The organism is Streptomyces sp. NPDC017056 (assembly GCF_044332485.1).
In the GTDB taxonomy this organism is placed as follows: Bacteria; Actinomycetota; Actinomycetes; order Streptomycetales; family Streptomycetaceae; genus Streptomyces.
The window spans coordinates 151,531-174,593 of record NZ_JBIRPD010000019.1; the positions used below are offsets into that span (position 1 = coordinate 151,531).

Genomic DNA, 23,063 nt, shown 5'->3' on the forward strand with positions numbered 1-23,063 from the left:
CGCATCCACCCGTAAGGAGACCGACATGCTGGACATCGCCGACGAGCTGCACCGGTGGGCCCGGCAGGGACGACCCTTCGCGGTGGCCACCGTCGTGGCCACCAGCGGCAGCGCGCCCCGCCAGCCGGGCGCCGCACTGGCCGTCGACAGCGACGGCACGGCGGTCGGGTCGGTCTCCGGCGGCTGCGTCGAAGGCGCGGTCTACGAACTGTGCCAGGAAGCGCTCCGCACCGGGGAAACGTTCCTCGAACGCTTCGGCTACAGCGACGAGGACGCCTTCGCGGTCGGCCTGACCTGCGGCGGCGTCCTCGACATCCTGATCACTCCGGTACGGCGGGAAGCGGACGCCGCCGCGGCCGTCACCGCCGCCCTGGCCGCCGCCGCCTCGGAAGAGGCGGCGGCACTGGCCCGGGTCGTCCGCGGCCCGGCGCACCTCCTCGGCCGCGCGCTGCTCGTACGCCCCGACGGCAGCGTCACCGGCACCCTCGGCGGCCCCCCGGAACTGGACCGCACCGCCGTCCACGAAACCCGCGCCCTCCTGGACGCGGGCCGCACCGCCACCGTCGAGATCGGCGCGGACGGCTCCCGCTGCGGCGAGCCCGTGCTCCTCCTCGTCGAGTCCGCCGTCCCCGCCCCCCGCATGATCGTCTTCGGTGCCATCGACTTCGCCGCCGCCCTCGTACGCGCCGGAAAGTTCCTCGGCCACCACGTCACCGTCTGCGACGCCCGCCCCGTCTTCGCCACCCGCGCCCGCTTCCCCGACGCGGACGAGATCGTCGTCGACTGGCCGCACCGCTACCTCGAAACCCAGGACCTGGACGCCCGCACGGTGCTGTGCGTCCTCACCCACGACGCCAAGTTCGACGTCCCCCTCCTGGAACGCGCCCTGCGCCTCCCCGTCGCCTACGTCGGCGCCATGGGCTCCCGCCGCACCCACCTGGACCGCCTGGACCGCCTCCGCGCCGTCGGTCTGACCGAACTCGAACTCAACCGCCTGCGCTCGCCGATCGGCCTCGACCTCGGCGCCCGCACCCCCGAGGAGACGGCCCTGTCCATCGCCGCCGAGATCGTCGCCAACCGCCGCGGCGGCACCGGCGCCCCCCTCACCGGCGCCCACACCCCCATCCACCACGACGCGCCCGCGTCCCTGGACCGCATAGGGCCGGCTTCGGTGGCGTGAGGCCCCGGGGCTCCGGGGCGGCGCGGCGGGGGCGGTTCCGGGGGGCCACGAGGGTGGCGAGCACGGCGGCCAGGAGCGGGACCAGGAGCGCGGTCCGGTAGGCGCCGAGCAGGTCACCGCCGCCCGTGGCGGCCGTGGCGACCGCGGTGGCCGCCGACAGCCCGAGCGCCGCGCCGAACTGGAAGGACGTGTACAGGAGCCCGCCGGCCACGCCCTGTTCGCGGGCGGCGATACCGTCCGTGGCGACGATGGTCAGCGGCCCGTGGACCAGCGCGAAGGCGACGCCGATCAGCAGGAGGCTGGGGAACATCGCCGCGTACGCGCGGTCCGTGCCGAGCGGCAGGAACGCGGCGTACGCGACGACCGTCAGCAGCAGGCCACCGAGGATCACCCGCGTGTTGCCGAACCTCCGCACCAGCCGGGGCGTGAGGACGGGCGCGAGGACCGCGTCGGCGCCCATCGCCAGCATCGCCAAGCTGGTGTGCAGTGTGGACCAGCCGCGCAGTTCGCGCAGGTAGAGCACGGCGATGAACTGGAAGCCGAAGAACCCGGCGGAGAACAGCAGCCCGGTGAGATTGGCGCGGACCAGTGAGGGCGTACGGAGGATGCCGGGCCGCACCAGCGGGGCCGGCGACCGGCGTTCGATCCGTACGAAGGCGAACAGGAGGGCGAGGGAGGCGGTGAGGGTGGCCAGGGTCTGCGCGAGCGGGGCGTGCGTGGCGCGTTCGACAGCCAGGACGCAGAGGAGGAGGCCGCCGGTCACGGTGAGCGCGCCGGACAGGTCCAGGCCCGTACGCGCCGGGCGCGGCCCCCGCGTGCGGGGGATGAGCGGCAGCCCCGCGGCGAGGACCAGCGCCGCCACGACGACCGGGGCGAAGAACACCCAGCGCCAGCCGGCCGCCGCGAGCAGGCCGCCGACGACCAGGCCGGCCGAGAAGCCGCCGCCCGCGGTGCCCGAGTAGACCAGCAGGGCCTTGGTGCGCTGCCGTCCCGCGGGGAAGCCGGTGGTGATGACGGACAGCCCGGCGGGTGTCATGAATGCGGCGCACGCGCCCGTCACGAAGCGGGCGAGGACGAGCGTCCAGCCGTCGCCCGCGAGGCCGCCCAGGCCGGAGAAGACGAGGAAGACCGCGAGGGGCAGCAGGAACATCCGCCGCCGTCCGAACAGGTCGGCCGCCCGCCCGCCGAGCAGCATGAAGCCGCCGTAGCCGAGGACGTACGCGCTCATCACCCACTGCAACTCGCCGGTGGTCAGCCCGAGACCGGCCCGGATCGACGGCAGCGCCACGCTCAGCATGGCGACGTCGGCGCCTTCCAGGAAGATCGCGCCGCACAGCACGAGCAGCACGCCCCAGGCGCGGCCGCTCATGCGCTCGCCGGTGCCCGGTGGGCCCGCGGAGTCCGGATGCATGGCTCGGTTCCCCTGCCGTTGGTCGGTTACCTCTTGTTACCGACCACATCGTGCGGCACTGTGGACAACCGTGGAAGAAGGCACTTTGAAGTCACCCGGGCACGGGGAAGTAACCGACTGCGACTACGACGCCCGGCAGTGGGACGTACGGGAGGGCTGCGAGGTCCGGCAGATCCTCGACCGGGTCGCCGACAAGTGGTCGTTGCTCGTCATCGCGCTGCTGGACCGCCGCACGCTGCGCTTCACCGCACTGCGCCGCGAGATCGACGGCATCAGCCAGCGGATGCTGACGGTCACCCTGCGCCAGCTCGAACGCGACGGGCTCGTGCGCCGCACCGTGCACGCCGTCGTCCCGCCCCGGGTCGACTACGAGCTGACGCCGCTGGGCGCGACCCTGCACGACACCATCCAGGCGCTGGTCACCTGGACCGAGGAGCACCAGGGGGAGATCGCCGAGGCGCGCGCCGCGTACGACAGCCGCGAACGGGACCAGGGGCAAGGCGAGGGCTGAGGAGGGGCGGACACCTCAGCGTGCCGCATACAGTTCCAAGTCCGCGACCAGCCCCCGGTGATCCGAGCCCGGCAGATCCAGGAAGCGGGCCGTGCGCGGACGCAGAGCGTCGCCGACCAGGATGTGGTCGATCTGGGCGCCCAGTACGGGAGCGGTGCGGGCGGGCCAGGTCGGGGTCCGGGGACTGCCCGTCGCGGCGGCGCTGTCGCGCAGGCCGGTGTGCAGGACGGACCGGAAGGCGGCGTGGTCCTGCGAGGAGTTGAAGTCGCCCGCCATGACGAGCGGTTCGGCGCCGCGGGACGCGGCGAGGTCGCGGAGGCGCCCCAGTTCGGTGCGCCAGGCGTGCAGGGAACCGGGCAGCGGGGGCATGGGGTGGGCGACCTGGAAGCGCAGGCGGCGGCCTGAGACGGTGACGGCCGCGCGGGGCATGGCGAGTTCGCCCGGCACCGCGCCGTCCGGACGCAGCGGGAACCGGCTCAGCACGGCGGAGCCCTCGGACGCGCCGTGCCCGGCGAGGATGCGGAAGGGGTAGGCGGCGCGTACGGCAGGGGAGGCCAGGGCAGCGGCGCAGCGCTCCGGATCGCACTCCTGGACCGCGACGAGGTCGGGACGCTCCCGGCGCAGCGCGGCCAGTAACCCGTCCGTGGCCCGGCCGAATTCGAGGTTCGCGGTGAGGACGCGGAGGCGGGCGAGGGGCGGACCGTGCGGTGCGGGGCCGTCGCCGCCGTACGGACGGACGAACGCCGTCAGACCGAGCAGCACGGCGGCGGCCCAGAACAGGCCGGGCCGCCAGCGCGCCGCGAGGGACAGGACCAGGCCGAGCCCGGCGGGCACCAGCAGCCAGGGCAGGAAGGCGAGCAGTTGCGGTACGGGCGTCACGCCGTCCGAACCGGCGGCGCGGAAGACGAGCGGAACGGTGGCGACGAGGAGAAGTGCGGACGCGACGGTTACGGCCGCCCGCCGCCGTCGTGGTGCCGTACCGGTCGCGGCGGCCGCGGCATTTCCCGTCACCATAGGGCGATGATGCCGTACCGGCCGGTGGGTGCGAGGCGGATCACACCGGTGTTTGGGGAATTCTTGGCCCAAAGAGGCAGGGGTCGGCGGGCCGGGTATGGCATTATTCGGTGGTGCGGGCGCCGGAACGCGCGGCGCCCGGGTTTGTGTCCGCGCGAGCAAGGAGGTGATCGGGATGAGTCCCGAAGGAAGTCCTTGCCGCAGCGTTGCAGTGTGCTGACTGCTGATTTCACCGTGAGCTGACACCGGCGCCCCGCAGGGGCCGGTGTACCGCCACGCTGTGTGCCGATACCGCTGAGAACCACCGGGCGTCCGCCGCCCCGGCCGTTTCTTCTCCGCGTTCCGTCTTTCCGTGCTCTTTTCCGTGCGTCGCGCCCGACCCGCCGCGCGCGGAAATGCGCACGGCTGTGCCGTGACGCATATCGGCGTGCTTTCTTTTTCCCTTTCTCGTGATTCCACGTCACGGATAAACGAAATTTCTTTGTGCCGGGGCCCCGCGCCACCGGGTCGTGCCGCCATGCCTTCATGCCGTCATGCCCCGGTGCCGCCGAGCCCTCGTACGGAGGGAGGTTCTGCCATGACCGAACTGCTCACCCCCGAGAAGCTCGCGCCGCCGGGCCGCCGCCGGGAGCGGAAGGCCGCCGAGCTGGCAGCCCGTACCCGCGCCGTCGCCGAGAACCTGGCCGCGATCAGCGCACGCCCGGCGTCCCGGGTCCTCCAGGACCTGCACACCGGCCGCGACGGCCTGCTGCACGAGAACGCCGTGGCCCGCCTGGAGCGCTACGGGCCCAACGTCATCGCGCACGAGCGCCCGCCGCGCTGGTACGTGCAGCTGGCCAAGGCGTTCTGGAACCCGTTCATCCTCGTGCTCACCGCCCTGGCGGCCGTCATGTACGCGCAGTGGCTCCAGGTCGCCGACGAGGAGCCCTTCGACCCGAAGATCCCGATCCTCGGCGCGATGGTGCTGATCAGCGCACTGCTGCGGTTCTGGCAGGAGTACCGCTCGGGCAGCTCAGCCGCCGCGCTGCGCGCCCTGGTCACCACGACCACCGCCGTACAGCGCCGGGCCGGTCGGGCGCAGGCGCCGACCACCGTCGAGATCCCCGTGGCGGACGTCGCGCGCGGCGACATCGTCAAGCTGGCCGCCGGCGACCTCGTACCGGCCGACCTGCGGCTGCTGTCCGCCAAGGACCTCATGGTCGCCCAGGCCGCGCTGACCGGCGAGTCGCTGCCCGTCGCCAAGGCCGACACCCGGGCCGAGGACGACGGCCGGCACGCGACCGCCGACCCGGTGGAGGCCGGCAATCTGGTGCTGGCGGGCACGTCCGTCACCTCCGGTACCGCGGCCGGAGTGGTCGTGGCCACCGGCTCGGACACCTACTTCGGTTCGATGGCCGGTTCGCTGGCGGGCGAGCGCCCCGAGACCGGCTTCGACGCGGGGGTGAAGAAGGTCAGCTTCCTGCTGATCCGCTTCATGCTGGTGATGGTGCCGCTGGTGTTCGCCGTCAACGGCCTCACCAAGGGCGACTGGGCCGAGGCGTTCACCTTCGGTGTGGCCGTCGCGGTCGGCCTGACGCCCGAGATGCTGCCGATGGTGGTCACCACCAACCTGGCGCGCGGCGCGGTCGCCATGGCGAAGCGCAAGGTCGTCGTCAAGCGCCTGAACGCCATCCAGAACCTCGGCGCGATGGACGTGCTGTGCACGGACAAGACCGGCACCCTGACCGAGGACCGCGTCGTCCTGGACCGCTACCTCGACGTACGCGGCCACGAGGACGGCGAGGTACTGGAGTACGCCTACCTCAACAGCCACTTCCAGACGGGGCTGCGCAACCTCATGGACCAGGCCGTCGTCGACCGGGTGCACGAGGCCGAGGAGGTGGTCGTCGACGCGCGGTTCACGCTGGTCGACGAGGTCCCCTTCGACTTCGCGCGGCGCCGGATGTCGGTGGTGCTGCGGCGCAACGACCTCGAAGGGCCGGCCCCGGAACACCTCCTCGTCACCAAGGGGGCCGTGGAAGAGGTCCTGGCGCTGTGCACCCACCTCGTCGACGGCGGGCAGCGCGTGGAGCTGACCGACGCGCTGCGCCGGCAGGTCACCCTGACCGCCGAGAACCACAACCGGCAGGGACTGCGGGTCCTGGCGGTGGCGACCCGTACGCTGCCCGCCACCCGCGAGACGTACGGGGTCGGCGACGAGACCGGGCTGACCCTGCGGGGCTTCCTCGCCTTCCTCGACCCGCCGAAGCGGGACGCCGCCGAGGCGCTGCGGGCGCTGGCCGGCAGCGGCATCGCCGTCAAGGTCGTCACCGGCGACAACGAGCTGGTCGCGGCGCGGGTGTGCGACGAGGTCGGCATCGAGGTGGGCACCGTCGTCACCGGGCCGTACCTCGACCTCCTCGACGAGGCGGAGCTGGCCGCGCTGGTCCGTACGACGACCGTGTTCGCCAAGGTCAACCCCGTGCAGAAGGCCCGGATCGTCCGCGCGCTCCAGGGCGCGGGGCACACCGTCGGCTTCCTCGGCGACGGCATCAACGACGCCGCGGCGCTGCGCGAGGCGGACGTCGGCGTCTCGGTGGACACCGCCGTCGACATCGCCAAGGAGTCCGCGGACATCATCCTGCTGGAGAAGGACCTGACCGTCCTCGGACAGGGCGTCCTCCAGGGCCGCCGGACCTTCGGCAACACCATCAAGTACATCAAGATGACGGCCTCCTCGAACTTCGGGAACGTCTTCTCGGTCCTGGCCGCCTCCGCCTTCCTGCCGTTCCAGCCGATGCTGGCCACCCAGCTGCTCGTACAGAACCTCTGCTACGACATCTCGCAGCTCGCCACGCCCTGGGACCGGATGGACGAGGAGTACGTGCGCAAGCCGCGGACCTGGGACGCCCGGGGCATCGGGCGCTTCATGCTGGTCCTGGGCCCGACCAGCTCGGTCTTCGACATCACCACCTTCCTGCTGATGTGGCACGTCTTCGGGGCGGACGGCGAGGCGCACCAGGCGCTGTTCCAGTCCGGCTGGTTCGTCGAGGGACTGCTGACGCAGACGCTCGTGGTGCACATGCTGCGCACCCGCAAGATCCCGTTCCTGCGGTCCCGCGCCACCTGGCCGGTGCTGCTGATGACCGGCCTGGTCATGGCCTTCGGCATCGCGCTGCCCTTCTCACCGCTGGCCCCGGCCCTCGGCCTGACGGCACTGCCGGTGAGCTACTTCCCGTGGCTGGCCGGGACGCTGCTGGCGTACTGCCTGCTGACCCAGGGCGTGAAGACCTGGTACATCCGCCGGTTCAACACCTGGCTGTGAACCGCCGATGGAGAGGGGCCGCCCCGGGCGGCCCCCGCACCGGCGCATCGAGGAGGAGCGCGGATCATGGTGAACGAGTGGCAGCTGGCGGGCAACATCGCCGCAGGGCTGGGTTTCGGGGCGGTCATCGGCCTGGAGCGGCAGTGGCGCGCCCGGATGGCGGGGCTGCGGACCAACGCGCTGGTCGCCGCCGGTGCCGCGCTCTTCGTCCTGCTGTCGCAGTACGGCTTCGCGGCCGCGACCAGCACCACCGGCTACGACGGCTCTCGGGTCGCCGCGCAGATCGTCTCCGGCATCGGCTTCCTCGGCGCCGGCGTCATCATGCGCGACGGACTGAGCGTGCGCGGCCTGAACACCGCGGCGACGCTGTGGTGCTCGGCCGCGGTCGGCGCCCTGGCGGGGACCGGGCTGTACGTGGTCGCGGCGCTGGGCACGGCCGGCGTGGTCGGCGCCAACCTGGTGCTGCGGCCGCTGGGCCGGCGCATGGACCGGGAGCCGGGCGGCGGCGCGGAAGTGGCGACCGACTACTACTTCGAGGCGGTGTGCGCCGAACCCGAGGAGGCGCACATCCGGGCACTGGTCGTCCAGGCCGTCAGCCGGCCGGGCTTCCGGCTGCGGGCGGTGCACAGCCGGGACGACGGGGCCGCGGGACGGGACGGCGAGGCGGCGCCGAAGGTCACCGTCGCCGCGGAGCTGACCACCGAGCGGCGCGACGACAGCCTGCTCGAAGAGGCCGTCAGCAGGCTGTCGCTGGAGCCCGCGGTGTCGGCCGTGAGCTGGACCGTCGTGAACAACCCGGACGGCGCCGAGGAGGACTACGACGGCCCGCGCCCGGGCGCCGGGCGCCGCCGGGGTGTGAAATAAACCGGATGACGGCGGGCGGGGCCCGGGTTAGCTTCCACAGGTGACGACAGACATCCGGGACCTCCCCGAAGCACATGTCGACCGGGCGCTCGACCTCTCCTATCTCGCCTTCCACGCAAAGGCCGGCGACGCGACCCGCAAGCGCCACCGCGAAGCGATGCTGGACTGCGACCGGCTGGGCGCGTACGACGGCGAGGACCTCGTCGGGTTCACCGCGGCGCACCGGCTGCGCCTCTCCGTACCGGGCGGCGAACTGCCCGCCGCCGGGCTGGACTTCGTGTCGGTGGCGCCCACCCACCGGCGGCGCGGCGCCCTGACCGGCATGATGGGCGCACTGTGGCGCCGCTGCGCCGCCGCCGGACAGCCGCTGGCCTGCCTGTGGGCGTCGGAGGACGCGATCTACGGCCGTTTCGGCTTCGGCACCGCCACCGAGGCGTACACCGTCGAGATCGACTCCACCCGCCCGCTGGACCTGCGCATCACGCCCGACGGCCGCCCGCTGCGGCTGCTGGACCCGAAGGACGCCGTGCCCGTGATCGGGCCGCTGTACGAGGCGGGCCGGGCACGGCGCGGCGGCCGGCTCGCCCGCGACGAGGCGTGGTGGCGGCGCTCGGTGCTCGCCGACGACGAGGACGGCGACAGCGACGGCGGCGGCCCTCCGTGCGTCGTCGTCCTCGGCGGGAAGGGCGCGCCGGCCGCCGGCTACGCCCTCTACCAGGTAGGCGACAAGGGCACGGTGAACGTCCAGGAGATGGAGGCGGCCGACGCGCCGGCCGCAGCGGCCCTCTGGACCTACCTCGCGTCCATCGACCTGACGCGCAAGGTGCGCGCCTGGGCGGTGCCCGCCGACGACCCGCTGCTGCTCTTCGCCGCCGACCGCGACCGGGTGCGGGTCACCGGCCAGTGGCCGGCGCTGTGGCTGCGGCTGGTGGACGTGGCCGCCGCCCTGACCGCCCGCTCGTGGGCCGCGCCGGCCGACCTCGTACTGGACGTACGCGACCGCGCGCTGCCCGCCAACGCGGGCCGCTTCCGGCTGGTGGCGGGCCCGTCCGGCGCCGTGTACGAGCCCACCGGCGCCCCGGCCGACCTGGCGCTGGACGTCAGGGAACTGGCGGCCTGCTACCTCGGCGGCACCCGGCTGCGCCGGCTGGTGCGGGCAGGGCTGGCCGAGGAGCGTACGCCGGGCGCGGCCCGCCTGCTGGACGCCGCCCTGGAGACGGAGTACCTGCCGTTCACCGGCGAGGACTACTGACGAACGGCCCCGCGCCACACCGCGGGAGTGCCTTTCACGGGGGTGGGCGTCGCGTTCGGCGGCGCGGACTGCCGTCTCCGTGGCCGGAAGCGGCCGGGCCGGGCCGTGCCGCCGTTTGGGTGCGGTGCGGCCGGGCACCCGGCGCCGTGTTCCGATGACCCGATCGCGCGAAGGAGCGTTCGATGAGCGACATCTGGGGCTACCCGGCCGCCGCCGGCCACACGGCGGGCACGGACCTCGTCGGGTTCAAGGTCGAGGCCACGGACGGCGGCATCGGCAAGGTCGACAAGCACTCCGACGAGGTGGGCGCCGCCTGGATCGTGGTCGACACCGGTGTCTGGATCTTCGGCAAGCAGGTGCTGCTGCCCGCCGGCGTCATCGCCTCGGTGGACACCGCCGAGCGCAAGATCTACGTCTCCCGCACCAAGGAGGAGATCAAGAACTCCCCGGAGTTCGACAAGGAGAAGCACCTCGGCAACCCGGACTACCACCAGCAGCTCGGCACGTACTACCAGCCGCACCACAAGTGACACCACGCCCGGCGGGCGGGGCACCGGCCCCGCCCGCCGGCGCCGGTGCCCCGGCCCGCGCGCCGCTACGGCAGCAGCCCCGCCCGGCGTGCCGCCACCACGGCCTGCAGCCGTGAGTGCGCGCCCAGCTTGCGCATGGCGGACCGCAGGTAGCTCTTGACCGTCTCCGGGCGCAGTCCCAGCCGTTCCGCCGCCGACGCGTTCGTCGCGCCCGAGGCCACGCACGCCAGGACGTCCACCTCACGCGGCGCCAGCACGGTCCCGTCCGCCGCGCCGCCCCCGGGAGCGGACGCCGCCGCCAGCCGCCCGCACGCCGCCAGCATCTCCTGGCGCAGCACCGGGTCGGCGACCCGCTGGGCCAGCGCCCGCAGATCGCCGTGCGCCTCCCGGACCTCCTCCCACATCGCCGGATCGGCGGCCGTCGGCTGCCGGGCGACCGACAGCAGCCGTTGCGCCTCGTCCTGGAGCAGCAGCGCCTGCTCCAGTTCGCGGGCGGCCTCCATCGCGGCCGACAGCGGGCGGTCGCCGATCCGCACCGGGTCGCGCAGCGCCCCGTACAGGACCCCGCGCACCCGCCGCCGCACCACCACCGGCACCGCGAGTACGGAGCACAGCCCCTCGGCGGCCACGGCCGCGTCGTACTCGTGGCTGATCACGGGGGAGGAGCGGTAGTCGGTCACCGCGAAGGGGCGGGTGAGCGCCGCCGCCTTGCCGCCGAGGCCGTTGCCGTGCCGGATGGCCAGCCCGTGCAGCGAGCCGGTTCTGGCGCCCGTCAGCTCGCTGATGCGGTAGCGGCCGGGGCCGGACCGCAGTCCCCCGAACGCCACGGGCAGGCCGCTGGCCCGCCGCAGCCGCAACAGCGCCGCCCGTACGTCCACGGACCCGCCGGACTCTGACTCGACCCGCACGTCGAAACCTCCGCTTCCCCCCGTTCGGGGGTGGTGAGACCTGCGTCACTGATTACACGATGGCGGTAGGCGGTGCGGCAATGAGGAGGACACATGGCGGACACGCGCGAGACAGATGCGGCGGGCGGTACGGACGGTATGGGCGGGATTGCTGGTGTTACGGAAGTGCCGGGTGCGGCGACGTCCCCGGACCCCACCACGGAGTTCCGCACCGCACGCGACTTCCTCCTGCGCCACCGCGAGGACTACGACAGCGTGCGCGAGGGCTTCGTCTGGCCGCGCCCCGAGCACTTCAACTGGGCGCTGGACTGGTTCGACCACATCGCCGAGGGCAACGACCGCACCGCCCTGCACATCGTCGAGGAGGACGGCACCCACACCCGCCGCACCTTCGACGAGCTGCGCCGCGTCTCGAACCGGGCTGCCAACTGGCTGGCCGCACAGGGCGTACGGGCCGGCGACCGGATCGTGGTCATGCTCGGCAACCAGGCCGAGCTGTGGGAGACCGCCCTCGCCGCCATGAAGCTGCGCGCCGTCGTCATCCCCGCCACCCCGCTGCTCGGCCCGCTCGACCTGGCCGACCGCGTCGCGCGCGGCCGGGCCCGGCACGTGCTCGTACGGGCCTCGGACACCGGCAAGTTCGCGGACGTCGCGGGCGACTACACCCGCATCGCGGTCGGCGGCGACGCCGCGACGGCCGCCGCGGGCTGGCTCGCCTACGAGGACGCGTACACCGCCCCCGAAACGTACGAGCCCACGGGACCCACCCGGGCGGACGACCCCCTGATGCTCTACTTCACCTCCGGCACCACGGCCCGCCCCAAGCTGGTGGAACACACCCACACCTCCTACCCCGTCGGCCACTTGGCGACGATGTACTGGATCGGCCTCAAACCCGGCGACGTCCACCTCAACATCTCCTCACCCGGCTGGGCCAAGCACGCCTGGTCCAACCTCTTCGCCCCCTGGAACGCCGAGGCCACCGTCTTCATCCACAACTACACCCGCTTCGACGCGGCCCGGCTGATGGCGGAGATGGACCGGGCGGGCGTCACCAGCTTCTGCGCGCCACCCACCGTGTGGCGGATGCTCATCCAGGCCGACCTGACGATGTTGCGGAACCCGCCGCGCGAGATCGTCGCGGCCGGCGAGCCGCTCAACCCGGAGATCATCGAACGGGTGCGGGAGGCGTGGGGCGTCACCATCCGGGACGGCTTCGGCCAGACCGAGACCGCCGTCCAGGTCGCCAACACCCCGGGCCAGCCCCTCAAGCCCGGCTCCATGGGCCGCCCCACCCCGGGCTTCGAGGTCGTCCTGCTGGACCCGGTGAGCGGCCGGCCCGCCGACGAGGGGGAGATCGCCCTCGACCTGTCGGCGCGCCCCGTGGGCCTGACCACCGGCTACCACGGCGACCCGGAGCGCACCGCGGAGGCGATGGCCGGCGGGTACTACCGCACCGGCGACATCGGCAGTCGAGACGGCGACGGCTACCTGACCTACGTCGGCCGCGCCGACGACGTCTTCAAAGCCTCCGACTACAAGATCTCACCCTTCGAGCTGGAGAGCGCCCTGCTGGAGCACGAGGCGGTCGCCGAGGCCGCCGTGGTCCCGGCGCCCGACCCCGTCCGGCTGGCGGTTCCCAAGGCGTACGTGGTGCTGGCCGCCGGCTGGGAGCCTGGACCGGAGACCGCCGCGGTGCTCTTCGCGCACTCCCGCGCGGTGCTCGCCCCGTACAAGCGCGTCAGGCGGCTGGAGTTCGCGGAACTGCCCAAGACGGTCTCGGGCAAGATCCGTCGCGTGGAACTGCGCGAACGCACCGCCGCCGAGGGCGGCGGGGCCGCCGAGTACCGAGAGGAAGACCACCGATGACCGACATGAGCAGGCCGCCGGGCCACCCACCGGGACCCAGGGAGGACGCCGTGCAGAGCGAACGGCTGTCGTACGCGCGCGGAGCCACCGACGAGCCGCTGCTCGTCCGCACCATCGGCGCCGACCTGGAGCGCGCGATCCGGCTCTTCGGCGACCGCGAGGCGCTGGTCGACGTGGCGGGCGGCCGCCGCTGGACGTACGCGGAGCTGGGCCGGGCGGTGGACGAGGTGGCCCTCGGGCTGCTCGCCAAGGGCGTGCGAAAGGGTGACCGGGTCGGCATCTGGGCGCCCAACTGCCCGGAATGGGTCCTGGTGCAGTACGCCACCGCCCGCATCGGCGCCGTCATGGTCAACATCAATCCGGCCTACCGTGTGCACGAATTGGCGTATGTGCTCAAGCAGGCCGGCATGAGCGTCCTGGTCTCCGCCGTCGCCCACAAGACCAGCGACTACCGGCGGATGATCGAGCAGGTGCGCGCCGAGAGCCAGGCACTGCGCGATGTGATCTACATCGACGACCCCACCTGGGACGGCCTGCTGGCGGCCGGCGCCGGCGTGCCGTACGCCAAGCTCACCGACGTCGCGAAGGAACTGTCGGCGCACGACCCGGTCAACATCCAGTACACCTCCGGGACCACCGGCTTCCCGAAGGGCGCCACCCTCTCCCACCACAACATCCTCAACAACGGCTTCTGGGTGGGCGAGACGGTCGGCTACACCGAACACGACCGGGTCTGCCTGCCGGTGCCCTTCTACCACTGCTTCGGCATGGTGATGGGCAACCTCGGCGCCACCTCGCACGGCGCCTGCATCGTCATCCCGGCCCCCGCCTTCGACGCCGCCGCCACCCTCCGGGCCGTCCAGGAGGAGCGCTGCACCTCCCTGTACGGCGTACCGACGATGTTCATCGCCGAGCTGGACCACCCGGACTTCGCCACGTACGACCTGACCTCCCTGCGCACCGGGATCATGGCGGGCTCGCCGTGCCCGGAGGAGGTGATGCGGCGGGTCGTCTCCGAGATGCACATGGCCGAGGTCTCCATCTGCTACGGCATGACCGAGACCTCGCCGGTCTCCACCCAGACGCGGCGCGACGACGACCTGGCGCACCGCACCGGCACGGTGGGCCGCGTACTGCCGCACATCGAGGTCAAGGTGGTGGACCCGGCGACCGGCGCGACGGTACCGCGCGGCGAGCCGGGCGAGCTGTGCACCCGCGGCTACAGCGTGATGCTGGGCTACTGGGAGGAGCCGGAGCGCACGGACGAGGCCATCGACGCGGACCGGTGGATGCACACCGGCGACCTCGCGGTGATGAACGACGACGGCTACCTGCGGATCGTCGGCCGCATCAAAGACATGATCATCAGGGGCGGCGAGAACGTCTATCCGCGGGAGATCGAGGAGTTCCTCTACACCCATCCCAAGATCGCCGACGTACAGGTGGTCGGCGTCCCGGACGCCAAGTACGGCGAGGAGATCGCCGCCTGCGTCATCCTGCGCGACCCCGCCGACGGGCTCACCCGCGACGAGCTGGCACGGTACTGCCGCTCACGGCTGGCCCACTACAAGGTGCCGCGGTACGTGCACCTCCTCGACGCCTTCCCGATGACCGTCAGCGGCAAGGTCAGGAAGGTCGAACTGCGGGAACGGCTGGCCGCGCAGCTGGCGGCGGCGCGGCAGGAGCCGCCGGCCGCGACGCCGGGGCAGACCGGGCCCGTCGAAGCGGCCCAGACGTAACGCCACGGCCGGGTCGCGCGCCGTGGGATCAGGCGCGGCCCGGCCAGTCCAGCACCAGCTGCTGCGCGCGCGGCAGCCGCGACACGACGAGATCGTACGAATCCTCGATCATGTCCAGGACGAGCCGGTCGTCCAGCGCGCCCGCCAGCGAAACGGTGTTCCAGTGCCGCTTGTTGAGGTGGTAGCCCGGCACGATCTCCGGGTGCGCGGCGCGCAGCCGCTCCGCCAGATCGGGGTCGCACTTGAGACTCACGCTCAGCGGCGCGGCGTCCAGGCTGCTCAGCGCGAAGATCTTCCCGCCGACCTTGAACGTGGCCACCTCCCGGTTCCCGGGGAACGGGAACTCCTCGAACGCCCCGTTGAAGTCCAGGCAGACGGCCCGCAGCCGCTTCGCATCGAACATACGGGCATTATCGCGCGCGAGCGCATACCGGCTCTCACCCCGGCGCGGGCGGCAGCGGTACGGCGGTCAGCACGGCGGACACCACCACCACGGCCGCCAGCGCCACCACCTCGGCGCGGGCCGGCCCGGTGGCCGCCCCCGGCACCCCCGCCTCCCGCCGCAACCGTCCGCGGGCGGCCAGCGCCAGCCCGCCCACGACCAGGACGAGCACCAGCTTGGCCACCAGCACACGCCCGTACGCCGTGCCGAACGCGTCTCCGAGCGGCAGCCGGCGCAGCGTACTGCACACACCGGTCACCGCGATCGCGGCGAACAGCAGCGCCGCCGGCCGCGCGTACCGCACCAGCAACTCCCGCCCCGCCACCGCGTCGTGCCGCCACCGCCACCGGGTCCGCAGCACGTGCACCAGGCCACCCGCCCACAGCGCCGTCGCCGTCAGATGCACGAGAGTGAGCGCGACGCCGACCTCCGGCGTACCGGCCTCGGGGTGGGCCCGCAACGCCTCCCCGAACACGACACCGGCCAGCGGAACGAGGGCCAGCACCGGCCGCCTTGACGCGGCACACAGAGCGGCCAGCACGAACGCGTTCGCCTCCAGCAAGGCCAGCAGGCCGGGCCGGGTCCCGTACGCGGCGGCGAGCGCCGGCCCCGACACCCCGGCCACCGGCGACCCGCTCCCCGCCACCAGCAACAACTGCCCCACCGCCGCCACCACCCCGAGCCACGCCGCCCGCACGGCCCAGCCCCGCGGCAACCCCGCCGAAGCACCCCCCACCCGCCGCGCGAGCCGCACCCCGGCCAACTCACCCACATGCACACACAACGCGGCAACCAACACCGCCCGCAGAAAAGCGGCGCCCCCGTCCCCGGGTAATCGGATCTCGGCCGACTCGTCCACCGCCAGCCCGGTGCCGAGGAGCGGTACGAGAGCCGCGACGCAGGCGGCTGCGAACACGGCGCACACCCGGCGGACGGACCATCGGCGTGCGGGCGCCGCGTCCGCACCGGGCGCCTCGTCGCCGGCCCCCGTCACGGCGGGGCCGGGGGCGGGTTGGGAAGCCGGTTGAGGTGGGTTCATCCGGCGATGGTCCCCGGCGGCCGGAGACCGGGCAAGCGGGGCGCCCCAGAGGTCACCCGACCAGGCCACCGTCCCGCCGCATGCACACCCGCTCCCACCGGTCCAGCCCCAGTTCCCGTTCCCGGTGGCGGATCTCCCGGAGGCCCGGGGTGAATTCGGCGTCCGGCAGGACGCGGAAGCCGAGACGGGCGTAGTACGGGGCGTTCCACGGGACGCCGGCGAAGGTGGTGAGGGTCAGCGACGGCAGGCCGCTGTCCTGCCACGCCCGCTCGATCAGCGCGCGCCCGAGGCCGCGGCGTGCGGCGGCCGGGTGGACCGAGACCTGCTCGACGTGGGCGCAGCCGTCGACCGGTTCCCAGAGCAGGTACGCGAGCGGCGCACCGTCCCGCGTCCGGTCGCAGGCGACCAGGGCGCGGCCCGCCCGCTGGTACCGGGCCAGTTCCGTCAGCGACGGCGGTTCGTCGTCCGCGATGGAGTCCATGCCCAGGGTGCGGAAAACCTCCCCGGCCGCGCGCTCGACGGCGCGCAGCGCGGGGAGGTCGCCGGGGGCGGCCGCGCGGACGACGGGGTGGTGGTCAGGTGCGTTCATACGAGCACCGTCGCAGGTCGCGCCGCGCGCGGCAGCCGGTTTTCGTCCGGCCCGGGGCTCAGTGCCTCAGGAGTCGGTCCGCCGAGCGGGCGGCGAAGAGCAGGAGGCCGGTCGTGAGGAGTGCCGCCATGACGGCCACGGGGAGTACGGACCGGGCGCCGGGGCCGTGGGCGAGTGGCGTGTTCAGTACGAGGGTCAGGCCGGTGACCGAGACCAGCGGGCCGGCCGCGTACCACGCGGCGAACAGGAACGGGCCCGGCCCGCCCATCGGGGTCGCGCCGCCGAGGAACAGCAGGTCCGTGCGCGCCGGACCGCGGCAGGCGCCGAACACCGCGGCCGCCGCGAACGGCACCGCGCACAGCGGCATCAGCAGCAGCGCCCACGCCGCGCCGGCCAGCGCGTACGGCACCGCGGCGAGCAGGCCCAGCAGCGCGCCGAGCACCGCGGGGACGATCGCGTGGTGCAGCATCAGCGTCCGCAGCCGGAACGGCGACCAGGCCGCGCGCCGTACGTTGTCCGTCTCCAGGCGCGCCGGTTCGGCGAGGGCGCCGACCGCGGCGTACCCGCACAGCAGCCCCACGACCAGGCCGGTCACGCGCTGTTCGGCGACCGGTCCGGCGCCGAGGCCCGCTGCCGCGGCGGCCGCGGCCGTCCAGGCGCACGCCCGCCCCAGCCGGCCGGGCGTGCGCAGCAGCGTCAGCAGGTCGCGCCAGACCACGGCCAGGTACCGGTGCGGTGGCGGCGGCAGTCGCAGCCGCCGCTTCGGTTCGTCGCCGCCAGCCTCCAGGAGCGCCAGCTTCGCGGCCCGCAGCTCCAGCGCGAGCACACCGGACGTGACGGCCGAGGTCGTCGCCGCGCGGCTGCGCAACTGGGCGTTGGGCACGTGCGCGGCGTCCCGGTGCGCGTAAAGGACGGCCGCCGCGGTGACGGCCAGGAGGAGGGCGACGGCGACGGGCCACCCCGGCGCCTGCCCGCCGGTCACCGCCACGACCGGTTGCGCCGCCCAGCCCCACGGGCCCGACCACAGTTCGACCGCTTCCAGGGGCGCCCAGCGGCGGCCGGTGCCGGCCAGCGCGGCTTGGCCGGCGGACAGGGCCAGCAGGAGGGCGGCGGGCGCGGTCAGCCGCCGTACGTGCCGGGTCAGCCGCGGTCTGCGCTCCACCGCCATGCCCAGCGAGACGGCCAGCAGCGGCAGGCAGAGCCCGGCCGGGAGCGCCGCCGCCAGCGCGCCGCCGAACGACGTCAGGCCGGTCACCTGGAGGACGACGGCGGCGGCCGCGGCCACCAGCACGCCTGCGCCCGCGGCCGTCCCGGCGGAGAGCCGGAAGCCGGGCCGCAGGACCGCGCCGCGCCGTACGGGCTGTGCGAGCAGCCAGCCGACGGACGGCCCGGACACCACGACGGGCCCGCGCCACAGCGCGTCGCGGGCGGCGAGCACGGCCAGCCCGAGCGTGACGGTGACGAAGACGGCCGGAAGGGAGCGCTGGAGGTCCGCGCCGAGGCTGCCGTAGTCGGCGCCCAGCTTCAGCTGTTGCAGGAAGCGGTAGGCGTAGCCGCTTCCGTAGCCGATGACCGCCAGTACGACGCAGTAGGCGAGGACGGCCCGGTCCCGGCGGCGTTGGCGCTGGTGGGCGCGGCGCTTGGCGCGCAGCCAGCGCAGTGTCTCGGCGGTGCGGTCGTCGTCCTCCTCGGACCACGGGGGTTCGTCGTCGTACTGGCCGGCCGCCTCGTTCTCCGTCTCGTCCGCGGCTTCGGCGTCCATGTCCGTACCCCGCACGCTCATGACCGCACGCCCAGTTCCCGCAGCACCGCCGCCGGACTGCCCCGGCCGACGACCCGGCCGTCCTCCAGCGCGATCATGCGGTCCGCGACCGCCTCGGCCAGCTCCGCCTGGTGGGTGGCGAGCAGTACCGCCACCCCGTCCGCCTTCTCCGCGACCAGGAGGTCGGCGAGGCGGGCCCGCGCGTCGGGGTCGAGCCGCTGCTCGGGTTCGTCCAGTACCAGCAGGTCACGCGGCCTGACCAGGGCGGCGGCCAGCAGCAGCGACTGCAGCTGGCCGGAGGAGAGCGAACCCGGCAGCGCGTGCGCGTGGTCGGACAGCCGGCGGTCGGCGAGCACCTGGTCGATCCACGCCTGGGCGTCGTCCACGGCGTGCGCGACCGTGACCAGTTCGAGGTGTTCGCGGACGGTGAGGTCCGGGTAGCAGGCGACGCTGTCGCCGACCACCGCGACCCGCGCCCGTACCTGCGGGTCGTCCTCGGCGACCGGACGGCCGGCGAACAGGGCGCGGCCGCCGGTCGGCGCGTCCCGGCCGCACGCGATGCGCAGCAGCGTGGACTTGCCGGACCCGTTGTGGCCGAACAGGGCGGTGCAGCTGCCCGCGGCCAGGTCGAGGTCGATCGGGTGCAGTGCCTGCCGTTCGCCGTAGCGACGGCTGACGCCGCGCAGTTGCAGCAGCGCTTCCGCGCTGGTTCTCGCCGCCATCGGGCCTCTCCGTACGCAATCGGTGGGTTCGCCCGACCTTAACGAGCCCCGCACCCCGTTGCGCGCGGCGCCCCTACCACCGGGCGGCGCCGTCTCTGATCAGGGCGTCGGCCGGATCGTTGACCGGCTGAGGGGTGCCGGTGAGGTCCATGACGAACAGCGGGATGTGCAGTTCGTCGGCGCGGGCGCGGGCGTCGCGGGAGTAGCCGGCCAGGGAGAAGCAGACCGCGATGGCGGAGTCGTTGAGGCCGTTGAGCCACAGGCACTCGATCTCGCGCAGCCTGGTCGCCCGGGTCGTCGGGTCGACCTGGGCCACCACGTTCCCGCCGCGCAGGTCCACGCCGGACGCGGTGCGCTCCTGCACCCGCGCGACGTCGGTGAAGCCCAGCCACTTGAGGTACTGGGCGGCGGCGGTGACGCAGTCCCTGGCCGTACGGATGGTGACTGGGCGGAAGGCGGGCCGCAGCACCGGCTGCGGCCCGGCGGGCGGGCTCGCCGCGTGGCTGCCGGGGGCGGGTGGTTTCGGGGGCGGCGGGTTCGGTACCGGTACGACGGGGACCCGTACCACCGTGCCGCACGCGCAGCCCGACTCCGGCGCCGGCCACTCGTCCAGCCGGCCGCAGGAGTCGCAGCGCACCTCGACCCAGGAGCTCTGCCACGTGCGGTGGAGGATCTCCACGGGCACACCGCCGCGCAGCACCGGCAGGGTCAGCGGGGCACCGCACGCGCACGGGAAGGTGGGCGGGGTGAAGGCGTTCTCACGGCGGCAGGTAGGGCAGCGCACCGGCACGCTGTCGGCCATGGTCGGCTCCTGGCGGGTAGGTCGGCAGACGCGTTCGGCGTGTGCTGCCGTCCATCTTCCCTCCGGCGGCCGGTGTTGGTGGGAGGTTCACGGTGAGAGGCCGTAATTACCTGCGGTATATGCGCGTCGACCCGGCTCAGGGGAGCCGGGCCCGCGGATGAGGTGCCGCCCGGCGGCACGGGAGACGGGCGCGACATGACGTTCGCACCGCCGGGCGGGTACGGGGGAGGGGTAAGGGGCGGGCGGACGGGAGTTCCGCGCCGGCCGGCCACCCCTCAGCGGACCGGCCGGCACGGAAGCGCGGGTCCTGACCTCCCGTCGGGCCCCGCGCGGACCGGGGGTCAGTCCTCGCGCAGCTCGTGCACCTTGGCCTCGACGCGCTTGCCGTACTCCGGGTCGGCCGCGTGGAAGTGGGCGAGGTTCTTCTCGACGACGTCGTCGCGCGAGACCTGCGAGAGGCCGCCGGCGATGTTCGCCACCAGACGGTTCTTCTCGTCCTCCGACATCAGCCGGTACAGCTCGCCGGCCTGGAAGAAGTCGTCGTCCTTGGCGTGCGCCGGGGCCGCGTGGGTGCCGGTGTGGCCGGTGAGCGCGAGCGGCGCGGACAGCGGCAGGTCCGACTGGGCCGGGCCGTCGTAGGAGTTGGGCTCGTAGTTCTTGGCGTGCCGGTCGTAGGCGTTGGACGCCATCAGGCCGTCCCGGCCGTAGTTGTTCGCGGCGGTCGCCTTCGGCGCGTTGACCGGCAGCTGGGTGTGGTTGACGCCCAGGCGGTAGCGGTGCGCGTCGGCGTAGGCGAACAGCCGGCCCTGGAGCATCTTGTCCGGGGACGGGCCGATGCCGGGCACGAAGTTGTTCGGCGAGAACGCGGACTGCTCGACCTCGGCGAAGACGTTGTCGGGGTTGCGGTCCAGGACGAGGCGGCCGACCCGCTGGAGCGGGTAGTCGGCGTGCGGCCACACCTTAGTGAGGTCGAACGGGTTGAAGCGGTAGCCCGCCGCCTCGGCCGCCGGCATGACCTGCACGTACAGCGTCCAGGACGGGTACACGCCGCGCTCGATGGACTGGAGCAGGTCGGTCTGGTGGCTGTTGGGGTCCTTGCCGGACAGCTCGGCGCCCTGGGCGGCGTCCAGGCAGCGGATGCCCTGGTTGGTCTTGAAGTGGTACTTGACGAAGAAGGCTTCGCCGGCGGCGTTGGTCCACTGGTACGTGTGCGAGCCGTAGCCGTTCATGTGCCGGTACGAGGCCGGGATGCCGCGGTCGCCCATCAGCCAGGTGATCTGGTGGGTGGCCTCGGGGGAGTGGGCCCAGAAGTCCCAGACGTTGTCCGGCTCCTGCTTGCCCGTGAAGGGGTCGCGCTTCTGCGAGTGGATGAAGTCGGGGAACTTCAGCGGGTCCTTGATGAAGAAGACCGGGGTGTTGTTGCCGACGAGGTCGTAATTGCCCTCCTCGGTGTAGAACTTGACGGCGAAGCCGCGCGGGTCGCGGGCGGCGTCCGGGCCGCCGAGGTTGTCGGCCACGGTCGAGAAGCGGATGAACAGGTCGGTGCGCCGGCCGACCGCGCTCAGGAAGTCGGCGCGGGTGAACCGGGAGACGTCGTCGGTCACTTCGAAGTAGCCGTAGGCGCCCGAACCGCGGGCGTGCACGACACGCTCCGGGATGCGCTCGCGGTTGAAGCGGGCCAGCTTCTCCAGGAGGTGCTGGTCCTGGAGGAGCAGCGGGCCGCCGACGCCGGCGGTGGCGGAGTTCTGGTTGTCGGCGATCGGGGCGCCGGCTTCCGTGGTGAGGCGGCGCGTCGTCGTGGGCTTCGGCATGGTGACCTTCCGTACGAGAGCGCGGAAGTCGGCTTCCGCATGTTGGAGCGTATGGAGCACCCCCACCATCGTCAACACTTTGTTGAAAAGTTGCGGGACGGTGCTCGGGAGGGGGCAGGGAGCGGCTTTCGGGCGCGCTCAGGGGTTCCCGGCGGCGGCACCTGGGCGCGACAGGACAGGTGTCGGCGCCGCCGCCGGGAAGACGTGGGGAGACCTCGGAACTCAGGCCTCGGGTGAGGTGCGCGGGCGCGGGACACGTGCGGCGAGCGCCTGCGTCCGCGCGGCGACCAGCAGCAGGACCGGCCGTGCGGTCGTCACGGACTCCTTGCGGGCCCAGGCGACCGCGGGGCGCAGGCCGCCGGCGTCGTCCACCCGGTGCCCCGAGCAGCCGTACGCCCGCATCAGCTCCAGCGCCCGCCCACCGCTCCGGCCGCCGCCCGAGTCGGTCGCGGCCAGCACGAACGGCACCTCGTGCCGCGCCGCGACGGCCAGCGCCTCAGCAGAGTGCGGCAGTTGGTCCGCGCGGGCGAGGGCGACGACTGTGGTGTCCCGGTGCCCCGACGCTTCCAAGGCCACCCGTACGCCGATCGCGGTCGCCACCTGCCGGCCGGGCGGACCGTCCCGGCCGCACACCACGTACCGGCGGGTGCGGTGCGTCGTCCCACCGTGCTCCTCGTCCGCTGCCGCGAAGGAGACGTCGCGGGCGGCCGTCGCGTACGGCAGGTCGATCAGTACGGGTCCGGGGCGGCCCTCGCGCGCGGTCCGGAAGGCCGCGCGAAGGGCCTGCGGGACCTGAGCCGGTTCCTCGACCTGTACGGCGTACTTGGCCACCGGCCGGGCCGACCGCACGAGCGCGGCGGCAGGCACCGCTGCGCCGTCCCGGCCGGGCGGTGCGGTCCGGCCGGTCACGCAGACCAGCGGGACCGCGTCCGCGTGGGCCGTCCGCAGCCCGGCGAGCAGGCCGTCGATATCCGCCCCGGGGGCCGCCGCGACGACACCGGTCCGCCCGTTCGTACGGGCCCAGCCGACCGCCATGTGAAGCGCGTCCAGGTCGTGAGGCGCCATCAGGTACCGCACCCCGGCGCCCTGTTCACACGCCTCGTGCCACGGCAGGGACGTGGCGCCGCGGGAACGGAAGACCTGCACGGCCACGCTGTCAGCTGGTGGTGTGGCCGGAGAGGCGTTCGACGCCGCGTAGGAGGGCGGAGTGGTCGAGGGTGCCGTCGCCTTGGGCGCGCAGGGCGGCGACGAGGGAGGCGACGAGGGTGCCGGTGGGCAGGGCGGCGCCGACGGTGCGGGCGGCGTCGGTGACGA

The 23,063-nt window shown here is 73.6% G+C and carries 19 protein-coding genes and 1 pseudogene; 8 read left to right on the forward strand and 12 right to left on the reverse strand.

Translation table 11 applies throughout. The features are described 5' to 3' along the window. The first annotated feature begins 25 nt into the window (after window positions 1-25). A complete protein-coding gene (locus ACH4OW_RS30185) occupies window positions 26-1,180 on the forward strand; it encodes an XdhC family protein (protein WP_398030938.1) in 1,155 nt (384 codons plus the stop codon). On the opposite strand, the gene ACH4OW_RS30190 is transcribed toward ACH4OW_RS30185, so the two are convergent. Then, on the reverse strand, window positions 1,104-2,549 hold the full coding sequence (locus tag ACH4OW_RS30190; protein ID WP_398030972.1) for an MFS transporter: 1,446 nt from the start codon (window positions 2,547-2,549) through the stop codon (window positions 1,104-1,106). The genes ACH4OW_RS30185 and ACH4OW_RS30190 overlap by 77 nt on opposite strands. Before the next feature lie 112 nt (window positions 2,550-2,661). Here ACH4OW_RS30190 and ACH4OW_RS30195 point away from each other — a divergent pair, with 112 nt between their 5' ends. Further along, window positions 2,662-3,102 (forward strand): winged helix-turn-helix transcriptional regulator, encoded by a 441-nt coding sequence (locus ACH4OW_RS30195; RefSeq protein ID WP_398030940.1) that lies wholly within the window; start codon window positions 2,662-2,664, stop codon window positions 3,100-3,102. Between the two features lie 15 nt (window positions 3,103-3,117). On the opposite strand, the gene ACH4OW_RS30200 is transcribed toward ACH4OW_RS30195, so the two are convergent. After that, window positions 3,118-4,116: an endonuclease/exonuclease/phosphatase family protein gene (locus ACH4OW_RS30200; protein WP_398030941.1), complete on the reverse strand. Its 999-nt coding sequence runs from the start codon at window positions 4,114-4,116 to the stop codon at window positions 3,118-3,120. Window positions 4,117-4,693: 577 nt separating this feature from the next. On the opposite strand from ACH4OW_RS30200, the gene mgtA reads away from it, so the two are divergent. The 4 genes from mgtA (at window position 4,694) to ACH4OW_RS30220 (ending at window position 10,066) form a co-directional block, all read left to right on the forward strand. Then, window positions 4,694-7,420 carry a magnesium-translocating P-type ATPase gene (gene mgtA, locus ACH4OW_RS30205; protein WP_398030943.1) on the forward strand — a complete coding sequence of 909 codons (2,727 nt, stop codon included), beginning with the start codon at window positions 4,694-4,696 and terminating at the stop codon, window positions 7,418-7,420. 66 nt (window positions 7,421-7,486) lie between these two features. Further along, a complete protein-coding gene (locus ACH4OW_RS30210) occupies window positions 7,487-8,284 on the forward strand; it encodes an MgtC/SapB family protein (protein ID WP_360139795.1) in 798 nt (265 codons plus the stop codon). 40 nt (window positions 8,285-8,324) lie between these two features. Further along, entirely contained in the window at window positions 8,325-9,536 is a 1,212-nt protein-coding gene (locus tag ACH4OW_RS30215; RefSeq protein WP_360139792.1) for a GNAT family N-acetyltransferase, read from the forward strand. Window positions 9,537-9,718: 182 nt separating this feature from the next. Beyond that, window positions 9,719-10,066, forward strand: coding sequence for a PRC-barrel domain-containing protein (locus tag ACH4OW_RS30220; protein ID WP_360139789.1), 348 nt, complete (start codon window positions 9,719-9,721; stop codon window positions 10,064-10,066). Window positions 10,067-10,131: 65 nt separating this feature from the next. Here the strand turns inward: ACH4OW_RS30220 and ACH4OW_RS30225 are convergent, their stop codons facing one another. Continuing rightward, complete coding sequence (locus tag ACH4OW_RS30225) at window positions 10,132-10,974, reverse strand: LuxR C-terminal-related transcriptional regulator (RefSeq protein WP_360139786.1); 843 nt, start codon at window positions 10,972-10,974, stop codon at window positions 10,132-10,134. 138 nt (window positions 10,975-11,112) lie between these two features. Here ACH4OW_RS30225 and ACH4OW_RS30230 point away from each other — a divergent pair, with 138 nt between their 5' ends. Beyond that, window positions 11,113-12,843, forward strand: coding sequence for an AMP-binding protein (locus tag ACH4OW_RS30230; protein WP_398030974.1), 1,731 nt, complete (start codon window positions 11,113-11,115; stop codon window positions 12,841-12,843). A gap of 5 nt (window positions 12,844-12,848) precedes the next feature. After that, a complete protein-coding gene (locus ACH4OW_RS30235) occupies window positions 12,849-14,582 on the forward strand; it encodes an AMP-binding protein (protein ID WP_398030975.1) in 1,734 nt (577 codons plus the stop codon). 28 nt (window positions 14,583-14,610) lie between these two features. On the opposite strand, the gene ACH4OW_RS30240 is transcribed toward ACH4OW_RS30235, so the two are convergent. From ACH4OW_RS30240 to ACH4OW_RS30280, 9 genes and pseudogenes are all read right to left on the reverse strand, one after another. Continuing rightward, a complete protein-coding gene (locus tag ACH4OW_RS30240; RefSeq protein WP_398030946.1) occupies window positions 14,611-14,985 on the reverse strand; it encodes an MmcQ/YjbR family DNA-binding protein in 375 nt (124 codons plus the stop codon). A gap of 34 nt (window positions 14,986-15,019) precedes the next feature. After that, entirely contained in the window at window positions 15,020-16,063 is a 1,044-nt protein-coding gene (locus ACH4OW_RS30245) for a CopD family protein (RefSeq protein ID WP_360139780.1), read from the reverse strand. A gap of 52 nt (window positions 16,064-16,115) precedes the next feature. Then, entirely contained in the window at window positions 16,116-16,652 is a 537-nt protein-coding gene (locus ACH4OW_RS30250) for a GNAT family N-acetyltransferase (RefSeq protein WP_398030948.1), read from the reverse strand. Between the two features lie 58 nt (window positions 16,653-16,710). Beyond that, the gene (locus tag ACH4OW_RS30255; protein WP_398030950.1) at window positions 16,711-18,435 is read right to left on the reverse strand and encodes a DUF6297 family protein; all 1,725 of its coding nucleotides are present in this window, start codon (window positions 18,433-18,435) and stop codon (window positions 16,711-16,713) included. Continuing rightward, complete coding sequence (locus ACH4OW_RS30260; protein ID WP_360139771.1) at window positions 18,432-19,136, reverse strand: ABC transporter ATP-binding protein; 705 nt, start codon at window positions 19,134-19,136, stop codon at window positions 18,432-18,434. Before ACH4OW_RS30260 ends, ACH4OW_RS30255 begins: the two co-directional genes overlap by 4 nt. Window positions 19,137-19,209: 73 nt before the next feature. Beyond that, window positions 19,210-19,938 carry a hypothetical protein gene (locus ACH4OW_RS30265; protein ID WP_360139768.1) on the reverse strand — a complete coding sequence of 243 codons (729 nt, stop codon included), beginning with the start codon at window positions 19,936-19,938 and terminating at the stop codon, window positions 19,210-19,212. 341 nt (window positions 19,939-20,279) lie between these two features. Beyond that, the gene (locus ACH4OW_RS30270; RefSeq protein WP_398030952.1) at window positions 20,280-21,749 is read right to left on the reverse strand and encodes a catalase; all 1,470 of its coding nucleotides are present in this window, start codon (window positions 21,747-21,749) and stop codon (window positions 20,280-20,282) included. 222 nt (window positions 21,750-21,971) lie between these two features. Beyond that, entirely contained in the window at window positions 21,972-22,901 is a 930-nt protein-coding gene (locus tag ACH4OW_RS30275; RefSeq protein ID WP_398030953.1) for a thiamine pyrophosphate-binding protein, read from the reverse strand. A 4-nt stretch (window positions 22,902-22,905) separates the two neighbouring features. Next, window positions 22,906-23,063 (reverse strand): annotated as a pseudogene (locus ACH4OW_RS30280) (2-hydroxy-3-oxopropionate reductase); the annotation flags it as partial.

What these genes read in the sequence shown, in the direction of transcription:
- ACH4OW_RS30185 (WP_398030938.1), top strand. Translation starts at nt 26, where the DNA reads ATGCTGGACATCGCCGACGAGCTGCACCGGTGGGCCCGGCAGGGACGA.
- ACH4OW_RS30190 (WP_398030972.1), bottom strand. Translation starts at nt 2,549, where the DNA reads ATGAGCGGCCGCGCCTGGGGCGTGCTGCTCGTGCTGTGCGGCGCGATC.
- ACH4OW_RS30200 (WP_398030941.1), bottom strand. Translation starts at nt 4,116, where the DNA reads ATGGTGACGGGAAATGCCGCGGCCGCCGCGACCGGTACGGCACCACGA.
- mgtA (WP_398030943.1), top strand. Translation starts at nt 4,694, where the DNA reads ATGACCGAACTGCTCACCCCCGAGAAGCTCGCGCCGCCGGGCCGCCGC.
- ACH4OW_RS30210 (WP_360139795.1), top strand. Translation starts at nt 7,487, where the DNA reads ATGGTGAACGAGTGGCAGCTGGCGGGCAACATCGCCGCAGGGCTGGGT.
- ACH4OW_RS30220 (WP_360139789.1), top strand. Translation starts at nt 9,719, where the DNA reads ATGAGCGACATCTGGGGCTACCCGGCCGCCGCCGGCCACACGGCGGGC.
- ACH4OW_RS30230 (WP_398030974.1), top strand. Translation starts at nt 11,113, where the DNA reads ATGGGCGGGATTGCTGGTGTTACGGAAGTGCCGGGTGCGGCGACGTCC.
- ACH4OW_RS30235 (WP_398030975.1), top strand. Translation starts at nt 12,849, where the DNA reads ATGAGCAGGCCGCCGGGCCACCCACCGGGACCCAGGGAGGACGCCGTG.
- ACH4OW_RS30240 (WP_398030946.1), bottom strand. Translation starts at nt 14,985, where the DNA reads ATGTTCGATGCGAAGCGGCTGCGGGCCGTCTGCCTGGACTTCAACGGG.
- ACH4OW_RS30245 (WP_360139780.1), bottom strand. Translation starts at nt 16,063, where the DNA reads ATGAACCCACCTCAACCGGCTTCCCAACCCGCCCCCGGCCCCGCCGTG.
- ACH4OW_RS30250 (WP_398030948.1), bottom strand. Translation starts at nt 16,652, where the DNA reads ATGAACGCACCTGACCACCACCCCGTCGTCCGCGCGGCCGCCCCCGGC.
- ACH4OW_RS30255 (WP_398030950.1), bottom strand. Translation starts at nt 18,435, where the DNA reads ATGAGCGTGCGGGGTACGGACATGGACGCCGAAGCCGCGGACGAGACG.
- ACH4OW_RS30260 (WP_360139771.1), bottom strand. Translation starts at nt 19,136, where the DNA reads ATGGCGGCGAGAACCAGCGCGGAAGCGCTGCTGCAACTGCGCGGCGTC.
- ACH4OW_RS30265 (WP_360139768.1), bottom strand. Translation starts at nt 19,938, where the DNA reads ATGGCCGACAGCGTGCCGGTGCGCTGCCCTACCTGCCGCCGTGAGAAC.
- ACH4OW_RS30270 (WP_398030952.1), bottom strand. Translation starts at nt 21,749, where the DNA reads ATGCCGAAGCCCACGACGACGCGCCGCCTCACCACGGAAGCCGGCGCC.